This is a genomic window from Janthinobacterium sp. TB1-E2 (assembly GCF_036885605.1).
Lineage (GTDB): Bacteria > Pseudomonadota > Gammaproteobacteria > Burkholderiales > Burkholderiaceae_D > Janthinobacterium > Janthinobacterium aestuarii.
Genome location: NZ_CP142523.1, coordinates 3,819,924 through 3,833,194 on the forward strand (window position 1 = coordinate 3,819,924; position 13,271 = coordinate 3,833,194).

The window sequence follows — 13,271 nt, forward strand, 5'->3', positions numbered from 1 at the left end:
TCCCCACAGATGCAAACCAGTTGCAAACTCCTGCGTAAAAAAAAAGGGGTCAGACCCTCTCGGGTCTGACCCCAGCCTTTGCTTCAGGGTGTATTTTTACGCTGCTGATGTTTCCTTGCGTCTGCGTCCCCGCCACCACAGCAGCAAAGCAAGCAGCACCAGCACGCCGACGATGATGCCCGCGCGGGCCAGGCCGATCAGGTTCGACGGTGCGCCGCCATTGCGCAAGGTCGTCACCTGCTCCGCCGTCACCTTGATGGCGGGATTGCCGTACATCCGCTGCACGTAATTGCCGAGGGTGACGATCTGCTCGTCCGACAGAGTCTGGCGAAACGCGGGCATCAGGTGGCCGGCATGGCTACCCTTGCCGTCCTGGCGCTCCACGCCATCGAGTATCGCCATCACCAGGTTGTTGCTGTTGCCGCGGCCCGTCGCCGAGTTGTGGAACAGCGGCGGCAAGCTGCCGTCGAAACTGCCCTCGCCCTTCGCCTGGTGGCAGCTGGCGCACTGCGCATCGTAGAGCTGCGCACCCGACATCGTGTTCAGGTTTTGCGGCAGCGGCACGCCGCGGATGCTGCTCAACTCGTCGCCAGCCTGGCCCCATTGCGTCACCGGTTTCACGTCCGCCTTGTCGCGGATGGCAGGCACGCTCTTGATGTAGTGCGCGATGGCGTTCAAGTCCGCGTCGCTCAGGTGCTTGAGGCTATGGTCGATGGCCTCGGCCATCGGGCCTGCCGCCTGGCCCCGGTGCGCGGCGCGGCCCGTGCGCAGGTAGCCGGCCAGTTCCTGCTGGCTCCAGCCTCCCACGCCGCTGTTGACGTCCGACGTGATGTTCGGCGCATACCAGGTGCCCAGGTCGGCGCCGCCCAGCTCCTTCGACAGCTGCTCGGCCATCAGGGCGTTGCGCGGCGTGTGGCACGTGGTGCAGTGGGCCAGACCTTGCGCCAGGTAGGCGCCACGGTTCCACTCCATGCTTTTCGACGCATCGGCCACGAACGGTTTTTTATCGAGGAAGAGCAGATTCCAGCCCGCCATCGACAAACGGATATTGAACGGGAATGGCAAGTCCGTCTTTTGCGCCGGCGCCGTGTCCACTGCCGCCACGCCATGCATGAAGTAGGCGTACAGGGCGGCCGTGTCGTCATCCGTCACCTTGGCGTAGGCCGTGTAGGGCATGGCCGGGTACAGATTGGCGCCGTCGGCCCGCACGCCGTGGCGCACGGCGGCGGAAAACTGCGCCAGCGTGTAGTTGCCGATGCCATGCGTTGTCGACGGCGTGATGTTGGTGGCGACGATGGCGCCCAGCGGCGTGGCCAGGGCCAGGCCGCCCGCCATCGGCTTCCCGCCAGGCACGCTGTGGCAGGCGATGCAGTCGCCGGCCGTGGCCAGGTAGCGGCCGCGTTCGATCGCCTGCACGTCCGCGCCCGGCGCTTGCGCCGCCAGCACGGGCAAGGCCAGGGACAGCAAGGCGGCGCCGGCCGCCAGTCTGAAGATCGCCATCATGCCGTGCCTCCCTGTTGTTCGTCGAGGATATGCTTGACGGTGCGCAGGGCCACGGCCAGGCCGTTTTCCGTCGAATTGCAGGTGCCGGACGTGGGCAGCACGCCCGTGCTGCACAGGAACAGGTTGGCGTGGTCGAAAGTGCGGCCCCACTGGTCGCACACGGCCTTGGCCGGGTCGGAGCCCATCGACAGGGTGCCGCAGATGTGCTGGTTGTTGGCGAACACGCCTTCCTTGCTATGGCGCAGATTGGTGCCGCCCATCAGTTTGGCGATGCGCTCGAAATCCTGCTTCGAGCGTTCGTGTCCACGCTTCGTGTACTCGTCGATCGCGTAATGCGCCTGCGGCTTGGGAATGCCCATGGCATCCTTCTCGCTGCTGAGGGCGATGCGGTTTTCCGGATTCGGCAGCACTTCCAGCACGTTTTTCAAGCTCATTTCACGGGCCGAGCGGAAACGCAGCTGCTGTTCGAATGCATCGCCAAACACCCCCTTGCCGATCAATTCCCTGGTGGCGCCATCCACGCGCGAGATGTTCGTGAAGTCCAGGCGGTACGGCGAATGCTGGCTGCGGAAATCGCCATCGCGCATGGTATTGATGGAATTGGGGCTTTGCGGGCCCCGGCCCAGCCACAGGTCTTCATCGGCGTCGAAGGTGATCGAGGTGCTCGGGTGGTCCATCAGGTTGCGGCCCACCATGTCGCTGCTGTTGGCCAGGCCGTTCGGGTATTTGTCCGAGGCGGAAACGAGCAGCAAGCGGGGGCTTTCGATGCCGTTGGCGGCCAGGATGAAGGTCTTGGCCGTGACCCGGCGGCTCTTCTTGTCGACGTCGTAGTACAGGGCGGCCGTGATGCGGCCCTGCGCATCGTGCTCCAGCTTGTAGACGTTGGCGTTGCAGACGATCTTGACGCCCGCTGCTTCCGCCTGCAGCGCGGCGATGCCGCCATGGTATTGCGCGTCGATGGGGCAGATCGGCTGGCAGCTGTTATTGCCGCAGCAGGCCGGGCGGCCATCGTAGCTGACACTGTTGCGCGCCACCGTGTTGCCAACCACCTTGAACGACGGGTCGAGGCGCTCGCGGATGCGGCGCATGGCGTACGGTTCCGTCACGGAGTCCATTGGGAATGGCTGCTTGCGCGGCGAACCCGTGTTCTCGGCACCCGAAACGCCCATGATCTCTTCCGCTTCCTGGTAGAACGGCTCCAGGTCTTCATAGCTGATCGGCCAGTCGACGCCCACGCCATACAGGGTATGGATGCGGAAGTCGTTCGGCACGTTGCGCCACGCTTGCGCGGCCCAGTGCCACGAAGTGCCGCCGAACTGGCGGATGTATTCGGCCGGGTATGGGTACGGGCCGGCCTGCACCAGGTAGCCGTTGTCCTTCGGCTGGTAGATCGGGTGCGGCGCCGTGGCCACCGATGGATATGGCGACATCCAGTCGCTGCGGCGCGTCGTGTTGCGGAAACGGGCGACGATTTCGCCGCGCGACACGCGCGGGCCCGCTTCCAGGATCAGCACCGAGGCGCCGGCCAGCGCCAGCTTGCGCGCGGCCAGGGAACCGATGATGCCGGAGCCGATCACGAGGTAATCGGCGGAGAGTTCTTCAGCCATGATGGCTCCTTAAATTGGTTTTCTGGCCCAGCTGCCGTAGGCGCCGTAGGAATACGTGGGAGGTTTGAGCACGTCGGCGACGACGGCCGCGTTCAAGGCCTGCTCGTAGGCGACGCAGACGGCCGCCTCGCCCGTGCCCACGATGCCCAGATACCAGGCGCTGGCGATCTGGCGCGGCAAGGCCGCCAGCGGCGACTGGGCCGGGTCGAGCGCGTCGAGCGCTTCCTGCAGGCCGGCAGCCTGCAAACCCTGCGCATTGATCAGCGCCAGCAGCGCGCGCACCTTCGCGGGGAAGGCGGCGTCCTGCGCCACTAGCGCGTCATACAGGCGTGTGGCCAGCACGGGGTCGAGCACTTGCCGTCCCACCAGCATGGCCGACACGCCGAGGAAGGCGCCCTGCTCCGCATTGGCGACCGGTTCGGCCAGCGCCCAGGGAATCAGCGCCGCGGCCGAAGCCGACAGCAGGCCGGCCAGCACCATGCGGCGGCCGGGATTCAGGGGGCCGCGGCCCTCCTTATTATGTGTAGCGTCCAATTGAAGCTCCCGTGAGTTCAGCAACCGTTCAGAAAGAATGCTTGAGACCGACCATCACCACCGTCTGCCCGCCGTTCGACGACGGCGTGCCGTTTTGCGAATCGCCGACCGAGGCGACGGCGTTGACGATCGCGCCGTCCTGGCCCAGGGTCTGGCCGCGCGCCAGCTGGCGCGCTTCGATCAGATAGATCGCCGTGCGCTTGGACAGCGCGTAATTCTGTTCGAACGACAGCTGGCGGTAGCGCGCGCGATCGGCGATGCCGTTGGCGTGGCTGGCGAAGGTGTCGCTGTAGCCGGCGGACAGGAACCACTGTGGCGTCAGCTGGTAGCTCGAGATCAGGCCGGCCGTATTGAAGATGGCCGTGTCGCGGAAGGCCGAGCGGCTGCCCGCCTGGTATTGAACGTTGCTGGCATTCGCGCCCACCATCCACTTGCCCATGGTGTAGCGCGCGCTGGCGGCGATGAACGTTATGCTTTCCGCCGAGGCGTAGCCCTGGTTGAGGGCCGAGATGCCGAAGCTGCCCGATGCGTTATCGCTCCAGCCGGCGCCGTTCTGCCCATTTTTCAGTTTCAGGTAGCCGAGCGCGAATTCGGCTGGCGACGTGCTGTACTTGACGGCGGCGCTGAAGCTGCTGCCCACGGCATTGCCGTCGGCCGCTTCGCCAAAGCCGTATTGCGCGCTGGCCTGCAAGCCACGCCAGGCGGGCATGCTGTAGGTGACGGAATTGCTGATGCGCACGGTCGTGTCGAGGCCGTCGATGTCGCCCGGGTGGGCGCCGGTGGCGCCCGTCAAGACGTTGCTCGACGCCAGGGAACCCACGAGCAGGTAGTACGGCGTGTACTGGCGGCCCGCCGTCACGGTGCCGTAGGCTGCCGATTGCAAGCCCACATAGGCCTGGCGGTTGAACAGGGCGCTGGCCGAACTTTGCGCGCCTGTATCGCTTTCAAAGCCGTTTTCCAGCAGGAACAGCGCCTTCAGGTCGCCGCCCAGGTCTTCCACGCCCTGGAAACCGATCTTGCTGGCGGACAAGCTGCCGCTGCGCATATAGGTAGTCGACTTGCCGCCCTGGTTGCTCGCGTACGCGGTGGCCGCGTCGACCACGCCGTAGATGGTGATATTGCTTTGGGCGCAAACGTTTGCGCCGACGAGCGTGGAGACGGCGAGCGCCGCAGCGCGCATGCATGGTGTGTTCATTTTTTTCCTGACTTTGCTGTTTTATCTGGCGAAATACGGGCGTGGCGCCGCGTTGCAGTTCCCTCCCGCGAGGGGAGCGTCCGCTGTTCTTCTTGATCTGGATCAAGTGAAGCAAATTATACGCTTATTTACTCACATGTAAGTGATTGACCGTAAGGCTTAGTCTTATAGCAAATCCGGCAGGCGTGACGACGCAAGCCCCGCAGCACGGGGAAATCACAGGAACAGGCATGGGAAAAGCAGCGGCGGCGCATGCTGAAAAACACGCGCCTGATGGCCGTACGGAAAGGGAAAGATGGGAGCGGGGTTGCCGCTCAGCGCAGGATGGCGGGCGCCACCGGCAGGGTTTCAAGAGCAATAAACGCTTCCAGGGCGCGGCGCATGTCTTCGAACACTTGCTTGCCGTAAGCCGCTTCCAGATGCGCATATTGCAGGTCGATCAGCTTCCCCATCTGCATCAGCAAACTGGCGCCCGCTTCGGACAGGTGCACCTTGCGGCGGCGCTGGTCGCCTTCGAACTTGCTGCGCCCGATCAGGCCGATCTCTTCCATGCGCGCCAGGATGCCGCTCATGCTGGGGCTCGAAATCTGGCAGATCTCGCACAGCTCGCGCGGTTCCAGGGTCGGGCTTTCATTCAGCGCGCGCATGATGCGCCACTGCTGCTCCGTCACGCCGAAGTGATTGAGGATGGGGCGGAAATGCTGGAGCAGGCTGTCGCGGGCCTTCAGCAGCAGTTGCGGCATGTTCGGATAACGGATCGGTAGCTGCAAGTGGAACTCCTGGGTGGACCGGCACAATGAGCGTCATTATACGACTGGCCCGAGGAGAGGAGCGGCAAAATTCCCCTTCCCTGCCGCTCCCATGCCTTGGCGTCAGCCCCTGGCTTTTCTCTGCTCCGGAATGAAGTGCTCGCGCACGGCCTTGGCCAGCAGCTCCGGCGGCAGCAAGCCCTGTCCCAGCAGGAAGTTGTTGAACGCCAGGCGGTCGAATTTGTCGCCCAGCGCCAGCTCCGTTTCCGCGCGCAGTTGCAGGATGCGCGTATAGCCATAGAAATAGCTGCCCGCCTGGCCCGGCATGTTGAAGGTATAGCGGTCCAGCTCCTGGCGCGCCATCGGTTTCGACAGCATCACTTCGTCCGTCAGGATGCGCCCCGCTTCCTCGCGCGTGACCTGCCCCAGGTTCAGCATCGGGTCGAGCATGGCGCGCGCCGCGCGCAGCATGCGGAATTGCAGCGCGATGAACTGGCCTTCGGCCGGCTCGTACGGAATCATCTCCGCTTCCGCGTACAGCGCCCAGCCTTCCACGTTGACGCTGTTGAACGCGTACAGGCTGCGCGCCTGCGACACGCCCCGCTCCACCATGGCGCTGAACTGCAGCTCGTGGCCAGGGCGGCCTTCGTGCGCGCTCAGGGTCCAGGCGGCGCCCGCGAAATTGAAATCGTCATACGCCTCGCCCTTGCCGCTGGCGGCCGGATTGCTGACGGGGAGGACGAACTGTCCGTGCTCGCCCGTATTGCCGATCAGCGGAGGCGGACGCATATGCGGCGCCGGCTGGGCCGCCGATTCGGCGGCGGACGCCAGGCGCATGGTCATGGCGCGCGCAGGAATATCGACCACGCGCTGCCGGGCGATGCGCTGTTCCAGCTGCGTATTGACACCCTTGTAGTGCGCTTCGAGCTGCTCGTTGGGGATGGAATCGGCCTTCAGCGCGCGCATCACCTGGCGGTAGTCCGTGCCGTCGACGCCCTTCAAGGCCAGCTTGGCCGCCACCACGGGCGCCAGCGCCTGCATGGCGGCGCGCGTTTCCAGGTAAGCCACCTGCGCCCGTTCGACCAGCGCGCGCGGCTCGATGTCGATGCCCACCTGTTTCAGGCGGAATGCATACAGCTCGGGCGCCATGCGGAAATCCGTGCGTGACAGGGGCAGCACCACTTGCTTTTCCCATGCCGCATACTCGTTCAGCTGCTGCTCCATGGCCGCCAGTGCGCTCTCCGCACCCTTGATCTTCATGTCGGCAAACAGCTTGCGGATGCCGGCGATATACGTCGGCACATTTTCCAGCGACTGCTCCACCTGCAGGCGCACGGGTCCCGCCAGGCCAGGCTGGCCGATCTTTTCCGTGAAGCGCGCCTTTGCCTGCGCCGTGATCGGCGTGCTGCCCGGGAACTGGCCCACGTAGCGTTGCAGGCGCTCGAGCGCCTTGGCCCGGCGCGCGGCCGGGCGCTGCTCCTGCAGCAGGCTTTGCATGCTGCCAAAGACCATTTGCGGCACATCGACCCACGGCAGGGTGTATTTGGCTTCCAACTGCGTGCCCATGATCTCCTGGTCGACGGCGCCGATCAGGATTTCCAGGTCCTGGCGTATGCGCTCGTCGCGTTCCAGTTCCAGCTTTTGCTGCAATTGCGCGCGCGCCTTCTGCATGGCCGCCACGTGGCGCTCGGTGATGTTCGGCCCCAGGTCGGCAGCCAGGCCGTCGTATTGGGCCAGGCCTGTGTCGGACGCGTCTTCGGGCGAGAACTGCGCCTGCGCCGCCAGCACGATGGCCGCGTTGCGGTTGCTGGTCTCGACCCAGGCCGATGAAGCGGCGGCAGCTGCAGGGACGGCGGCCATGGCGGGCATGGTAAACGCGATGGAGAGTGCGGCTACCAGCACGGTCTTGCACAATTGCGGAGTGACGGACATCGGGGGATTCCTTCCTGAGGTGAACGATGAGCGAAGCGGCGAGTATCGGCCAGCCCCGGGTAACTGTCAATTCACCCCGTTCAGCGCGGGCAGGTTCCATGGCGTGACGATCTGGATGGCGGACAAGGGCGGCACCTGCGCCAGGGCCGGCAGCGCGCCCTGCGCCCGCAGTATCTCTTGGCAGGCGCGGCGCATGTCCTGGCCCAGGTCATGGTGCAGCACGGCGTGGATGGCGCCCGACTTGAGCAGCGCCACGTTGTCCGCATCGAGGTCGTGGCCGATGAAGACCTGGCAAGGCCGGCCCGCCTGCGCGAATGCCTGCACGATGGCGGTATTGCCGCCGCCGATCGAATACACGGCGGCGATGCCTGGATGCGTAGCCAGTGCTTCACGCACCAGCGCGCCCGTGGCGCCGTCGATGCCGTGGCCTTCGCTCACTTCGACGATGGATAAATGGCGGTGCCGTTCGCGCAGCGCGCGGCGAAAGCCGATCTCGCGCTCTTCCTCGCCATGAAAACGGTTGCTGCTCAGGGTCACCAGCACTTGCTGTTTCCTGGGCCGTTGGCCCGCGCCCAGCCACCGGCCGATCAGGCACGCGGCCGTCTCGCCCGCCGCGCGGTTATCCATGCCCACGTAGCCGCGGCGCACGGAAGCTGGCAAGTCCGTCACCAGGGTCACCACGGGAATGCCGGCCGCCGCCAGCCGGTTTACTGCCTCGGCCACGAGCGGCAAGTCCGGCGCCTTCAGCAGCACGCCGTGGCTGCCGTTCTTGCGGATGCGCTCCAGCTGGTCGACGATGCCGTCCACTTCCAGGGTTTCATGCAGGTGAAAACGCGAGCGCAGCACGGCCGGATGCAAGGACGGCAGTTCCGCTTCCAGTGCGGCGCGCACGGCGTCCGTAAAGCGGCGCGGCGCCACCATCAGCACGTCGAGCATGAACTTCCTGCCGGCCAGACCCACCTGCGTGCTTTGCCGCGCCAGTTCATCGAGCGCCTGCATCACGCGGCGCACGGTATTCGCGTGCACGCCCCCGCGCTGCTTGATCACGCGGTCGACGGTCGCCACGCTGACGCCGGCCTGCAGCGCCACGACCTTGACGGGAAACGGATGCGTCATGCCATGTCCATTCCATTGATGGTTTTTTGATGGATTTTCTGATGAAAAATGCCGATTTTCATCCCTATACTGATTCTACAACGTAAAACTCAGGAGACACCGCATGACCACCCAAGACGCCGCGCCGCCCGCCCCCTTCTGGCTGTCGCCGCAAGACTGCCAGCTCGATGATTTCATCCACACCGTCAGCCAATGCACTGTGCTGGCTGACTATCCGCACGCCACCGCGGTGGAAGACAATATCCTCGTCTACGATTGCGACAGGGTGCGTGCGCTGGCCACCAGTACCGCGTCGCTGCGCGCGCTGCAGGCAGAATGGGGCAAGGCGCTGATGGATGGCCCCGGCGTCATCGTGTTCCAGCGCGCCGTCGACGACACGGCGACGCTGGAACAGGTCAGCAGTGTCTTTCGCGCACTGATCGCCGAACAGCACGCGAGCGGCCAGGCGGGCGGCGACCATTTCGCCAAACCGGGCGCGAACGACCGCATCTGGAACGCCCAGCAAAAACTGTGTCTGCGCGCGCCCGAAGCCTTTGCGCGCTACTACGCCAATCCCGTGTTTGCGTGGATAGCGGAGGCGTGGCTGGGACTCGCCTACCAGATGACGGCACAAGTGAACGTCGTCAACCCGGGCGGCGCGGCCCAGGCGCCGCACCGCGACTATCACCTGGGCTTCCAGAGCGCCGTCAGTTGTGCCGCCTATCCCGCTCCCGTGCACCAGATGTCGGCCTTATTGACCTTGCAGGGTGCCGTCGCCCACTGCGACATGCCGGTCGAATCCGGTCCCACCCTGTACCTGCCGTATTCGCAGCGCTACCAGGCCGGTTTCCTCGCCTGGCAGCAACCGCCCTTCCGCGATTATTTCGCCCGGCATTGCGTGCAACTGCCGCTCTCCCAGGGCGACGCCGTCTTCTTCAATCCCGCCCTGTTCCATGCGGCGGGCCATAACCGTTCGTCCGACATCCGCCGCATGGCGAATTTGCTGCAAGTGTCGTCGCCGTTCGGGCGCGCCATGGAAGCGCTGGACCGCCGCGCCATGAGCGCCGCGCTGTATCCGGCACTGCAGGCGCTGCGCGACCAGGGTGCCCTGTCCGGCGACGGCATCGGCCACGCGATTGCAGCCTGCGCCGAGGGCTATGCCTTCCCCAGCAACCTCGATCGCGACCAGCCCATAGGCGGCATGGCACCGCCCACGCAGCAGCAGCTCATGCACGAAGCGCTGGCACAGGACTGGCCCGCCGCCCGCTTCCTCGACGCCCTGGACAGCCATGCCTGGCGCCAGCAAGCTTGATCCCCTATCGCGACATCCTCGGAGACTCCCTATGCAAGACATCAACATCGGCCTGATCGGCGCCGGCTACATGGGCAAGGCCCACACCATCGCCTACAAGGCCGTGCGCGGCATTTTTCCCACGGCCTTGAACCCCGTATGCGAGTGCATCAGCACCAGCAGTGCGGAAGGCGCGGCCCGCAGCGCGCAGGAACTGGGCTGGAACCGCTCCACGGGCGACTGGCGCACGCTGGTCAATGATCGCGCCATCGACGCCATCATCGTCGCCACGCCGCCGGCCACGCACAAGGACATCGTGCTGGCCGCGCTAGCCCTGGGCAAACCCGTGTTCTGCGAAAAGCCACTGGGCATGACGGCCGCGGAATCCCTGCAGCTGGCGCAGGCGGCCGAAGCGGCGGGCGTGGCCAACATGGTCGGCTACAACTACATCCGCACGCCGGCCAGCCAACTGGCGCGACAGATCATCGAATCGGGCGAAATCGGCGAGATCATCCACGTCGCCGCCGAACACGTGGAAGACTATCTGCACGACCCGCGCGCGCCTGCCTCGTGGCGCACGCGCGAGGCGACGGCCACCAGGGCAGGTGCGCTGGCCGACGTGGGCTCGCACCTGCTCAACCTGGCCCTGCGCCTGGGCGGCCCCATCGACTCGCTGGTGGCGGACATGAATACCGTGCACGCGCAACGGCAAGGGCCGGCTGGCATGGAAGCGGTGGAGAATGACGACCAGGGAAATGTGATGCTGCGCTTTGCCAGCGGCGCGCTGGGCGCCCTGACCTTCAGCCGCGTGGCGGCCGGACGCAAGATGGGTTACACCTACCGCATCACGGGGACGAAAGGCGCCCTCGCCTTCGACCAAGAAGACCAGAATGCATTATGGCTGTACGACGCCGGCCGCCCCGCGCAGCGCCAGGGTTTCCAGCGCCTGCTGATGGGACCCGCCCACCCCGACTACCTGGCGTTCAGCCAGGGCGCCGGGCACGGCACCGGCTACAACGAGCAGATCGTCATTGAAGCGCGCGACTTTTTGCAGGCCATCGCGGGCGGCCAGCCGGTCTGGCCCACCTTCCGCGACGGCTACGAGGTGGACCGGCTGGTAGCCGCGGCGCTGCGCTCCATGCAAGAGCGCAGCTGGATTACCGTACGTTGAACGGCGTTTAGTAGGCCAGTCCGTAACCGAACTTGTACAGCGGATGCGCCGTGTCATACGGCACGTCCGATTTCTGCACCTGCACTTCGGCCATCGACGATGGCAACTCGAACGGCAGCTTGCCTTGCGGCTTGGCCTTGCCCGTCAGGACATCGAACAGCGCGCCATCGCTGACACCGAAGTTGGCGACGATGGCGCTGGCCTTGTCCTGCACGTTGCCGAGGATGGCCGGGCGGTCCAGGTACACGGTGACCACCGTCTTCGGCGCCAATTTCGCCGCGTTCTTGATCGCCTCGTAGTCGGCGTCGCCGTCGACATAGTTCAAGCGTCCTTCGTGCTGCATGCTGCCGAAGATGTAGTTCGGGTGCAGGATTTCATACGGCGCGGCCACGCGCAGCAGGGCCACGTCCGCTTCCTGCGGCGTGGCGACCACCGTGTAGCCATATTGCCTGGCCACGGCCGCATCGATGCCGTACAGGTAGACCTTCTTGACGGTGGCCGCCAGCGGCAAGACCTTGTCCTTGTTTTCCAGCAGGACCAGCGAGCGGCGCTGAGCGTCCAGGCCAGCATCGACGAAATCCGCCTTGCCCACCGTGGTGGCCGCCTTGGCCGCATCGACGAACGGATGCTCGAACAGGCCCTGCTTGAATTTCTGGATCAGGATACGGCGCGCCGAGGCGTTGATGCGCGCTTCCGTCAGTTGGCCGCGCTGCACGGCTTGCGTCAGGTATGGCGCTTCCGTCACGCCGCCAAACTGGTCCATCCCCGCCGTCACGGCTTTTACATAACGCTCGGCCTTGGTGGCGTCTTCCATGCCCCACGGCGTGCCGAAGCCCATGAAGGAAGGCGCGACGCCAGGCGCCGTGCCGTTGCGGCAGTTGGCGTCGCAGTCCGACGTGATGCCCCAGTCGGACAGGATCACGCCTTCAAAACCGTATTTGCCGCGCAGCAGATCCGTCAGCATGGTCTTGCTGAAGCCGGCCGCCACTTGTTCCAGGGTGATGCCGTCGATCGTGATATTGCCGTCCGGTAGAGCGTAGGTCGGCATGACGGAAGCCGCCTTGGCCGTGAAGGCGCCCTCGAACGGTTTCACGTGGTAGGCGAAATTATTTCCCGGGTAGGTCATGTAGCGGCCATAGTAATTGTGGCCGTCGTAGCCCTCTTTCGTGGCGCCGTAGCCGACCCAGTGCTTGACGACGGCCACCACGCTGCCGTCATGCAAGCCCGTGTTCCCATCCTGGAAGCCCTCGATATAGTGCTGCACCATGCGCTTGGCCAGGTCCGCGTCTTCGCCAAAGGTGCCGTTGATGCGCGACCAGCGCGGCTCGGTGGCCAGGTCGGCCTGCGGCGACAGGGCCTGCGTGATGCCGACGGCCAGGTATTCCTGGCGCGCGATGTCGCCGAAGCGGCGCACCAGCGCATCGTCGCCGATGGCGGCCAGGCCCAGGGTTTCAGGCCATTGCGAGAAGCCCTTGGTGCCGGCGCTGGCGCCCACCGTGTACTGGAAATGGTGGCGCGGGTCCGTGCTGATGGACACCGGGATGCCGTGGCGCGACGTTTCGCTCAGGGCCTGCACCTTGTTGTACTGGGCCGCCATATTGGCCGAGTCGCCCGCCATGCGCGTAATGAATGTGTTGACGTACTGCTTGACGATCAGGTCCTGCAGGGCCGTCAAGTCATACGCGCCGCCCTGGCCGATGCCGGTGGGGTCGGCCACTGTGGGCGCCGTACCGTGCATCATCAGCCCCGCTTTTTCATCGAGGCTCATGTGCGACAGCAGATCGTCGGCGCGCACCTCGGCCGGCAGGCGCCAGTCTTCGTATCGATCGATCTTGCCGTTGCGGTTCATGTCCTTGAAGGCATAGCCGTCGACCTGGATCTGGCTGTAGGTGGTGGCGCCGAACACGGGCTGCTTGTATTCCACGCTGCCGTTATTGCCGCAGGCGGCCAGGGCAAGCGTGGCGACGCAGCCGGCGACCATGCGGGCCATCGGTTTCAAAGTGCAATTCATCATTATCTCCAAGACTGTTTTTGTAGGTATCAAGGCGCGGCAGCAAGGCCGGCCGAAAACAATATAGCGTGAGAATGCGTGAGTTTCTTGACCGCGCAGCACGCGTTTTATACCCGCGAGAACAATTTTTGGTTAGATGGCACAACAACCAACAATCTCCTACAAAGTGCTAATATTTGTGAA

General features: G+C 65.0%; 10 protein-coding genes. 2 read left to right on the plus strand and 8 right to left on the minus strand.

From position 1 onward, the window contains the following. Positions 1-96: 96 nt before the first annotated feature. From OPV09_RS17030 to OPV09_RS17060, 7 genes are all read right to left on the minus strand, one after another. The gene (locus OPV09_RS17030) at positions 97-1,503 is read right to left on the minus strand and encodes a cytochrome c (protein WP_338678864.1); all 1,407 of its coding nucleotides are present in this window, start codon (positions 1,501-1,503) and stop codon (positions 97-99) included. Continuing rightward, complete coding sequence (locus tag OPV09_RS17035; RefSeq protein WP_338678865.1) at positions 1,500-3,110, minus strand: GMC family oxidoreductase; 1,611 nt, start codon at positions 3,108-3,110, stop codon at positions 1,500-1,502. The genes OPV09_RS17030 and OPV09_RS17035 overlap by 4 nt, the downstream gene beginning before the upstream one ends. A 9-nt stretch (positions 3,111-3,119) precedes the next feature. Then, positions 3,120-3,644 carry a sugar dehydrogenase complex small subunit gene (locus OPV09_RS17040; RefSeq protein ID WP_331776424.1) on the minus strand — a complete coding sequence of 175 codons (525 nt, stop codon included), beginning with the start codon at positions 3,642-3,644 and terminating at the stop codon, positions 3,120-3,122. 28 nt (positions 3,645-3,672) lie between these two features. Beyond that, positions 3,673-4,839: a porin gene (locus OPV09_RS17045; RefSeq protein ID WP_338678866.1), complete on the minus strand. Its 1,167-nt coding sequence runs from the start codon at positions 4,837-4,839 to the stop codon at positions 3,673-3,675. Positions 4,840-5,153: 314 nt separating this feature from the next. Next, positions 5,154-5,609 carry a homoprotocatechuate degradation operon regulator HpaR gene (gene hpaR, locus OPV09_RS17050; RefSeq protein WP_223278727.1) on the minus strand — a complete coding sequence of 152 codons (456 nt, stop codon included), beginning with the start codon at positions 5,607-5,609 and terminating at the stop codon, positions 5,154-5,156. A 102-nt stretch (positions 5,610-5,711) separates the two neighbouring features. Continuing rightward, positions 5,712-7,520, minus strand: a complete 1,809-nt coding sequence (locus tag OPV09_RS17055) for a DUF885 domain-containing protein (protein ID WP_338678867.1) — start codon at positions 7,518-7,520, stop codon at positions 5,712-5,714. 66 nt (positions 7,521-7,586) lie between these two features. After that, entirely contained in the window at positions 7,587-8,636 is a 1,050-nt protein-coding gene (locus OPV09_RS17060) for a LacI family DNA-binding transcriptional regulator (RefSeq protein WP_338678868.1), read from the minus strand. Between the two features lie 103 nt (positions 8,637-8,739). On the opposite strand from OPV09_RS17060, the gene OPV09_RS17065 reads away from it, so the two are divergent. Together OPV09_RS17065 and OPV09_RS17070 are read left to right on the plus strand one after the other, a co-directional pair. Beyond that, entirely contained in the window at positions 8,740-9,927 is a 1,188-nt protein-coding gene (locus OPV09_RS17065; RefSeq protein WP_338678869.1) for a phytanoyl-CoA dioxygenase family protein, read from the plus strand. 31 nt (positions 9,928-9,958) lie between these two features. Continuing rightward, positions 9,959-11,077, plus strand: a complete 1,119-nt coding sequence (locus OPV09_RS17070; protein WP_338678870.1) for a Gfo/Idh/MocA family oxidoreductase — start codon at positions 9,959-9,961, stop codon at positions 11,075-11,077. A 7-nt stretch (positions 11,078-11,084) separates the two neighbouring features. On the opposite strand, the gene OPV09_RS17075 is transcribed toward OPV09_RS17070, so the two are convergent. Beyond that, positions 11,085-13,091 (minus strand): glycoside hydrolase family 3 protein, encoded by a 2,007-nt coding sequence (locus OPV09_RS17075; RefSeq protein ID WP_338678871.1) that lies wholly within the window; start codon positions 13,089-13,091, stop codon positions 11,085-11,087. Positions 13,092-13,271 lie beyond the last annotated feature (180 nt).

What these genes read in the sequence shown, in the direction of transcription:
- OPV09_RS17075 (WP_338678871.1), bottom strand. Translation starts at nt 13,091, where the DNA reads ATGATGAATTGCACTTTGAAACCGATGGCCCGCATGGTCGCCGGCTGC.
- OPV09_RS17035 (WP_338678865.1), bottom strand. Translation starts at nt 3,110, where the DNA reads ATGGCTGAAGAACTCTCCGCCGATTACCTCGTGATCGGCTCCGGCATC.
- OPV09_RS17070 (WP_338678870.1), top strand. Translation starts at nt 9,959, where the DNA reads ATGCAAGACATCAACATCGGCCTGATCGGCGCCGGCTACATGGGCAAG.
- OPV09_RS17030 (WP_338678864.1), bottom strand. Translation starts at nt 1,503, where the DNA reads ATGATGGCGATCTTCAGACTGGCGGCCGGCGCCGCCTTGCTGTCCCTG.
- OPV09_RS17065 (WP_338678869.1), top strand. Translation starts at nt 8,740, where the DNA reads ATGACCACCCAAGACGCCGCGCCGCCCGCCCCCTTCTGGCTGTCGCCG.
- OPV09_RS17060 (WP_338678868.1), bottom strand. Translation starts at nt 8,636, where the DNA reads ATGACGCATCCGTTTCCCGTCAAGGTCGTGGCGCTGCAGGCCGGCGTC.
- OPV09_RS17055 (WP_338678867.1), bottom strand. Translation starts at nt 7,520, where the DNA reads ATGTCCGTCACTCCGCAATTGTGCAAGACCGTGCTGGTAGCCGCACTC.
- OPV09_RS17045 (WP_338678866.1), bottom strand. Translation starts at nt 4,839, where the DNA reads ATGAACACACCATGCATGCGCGCTGCGGCGCTCGCCGTCTCCACGCTC.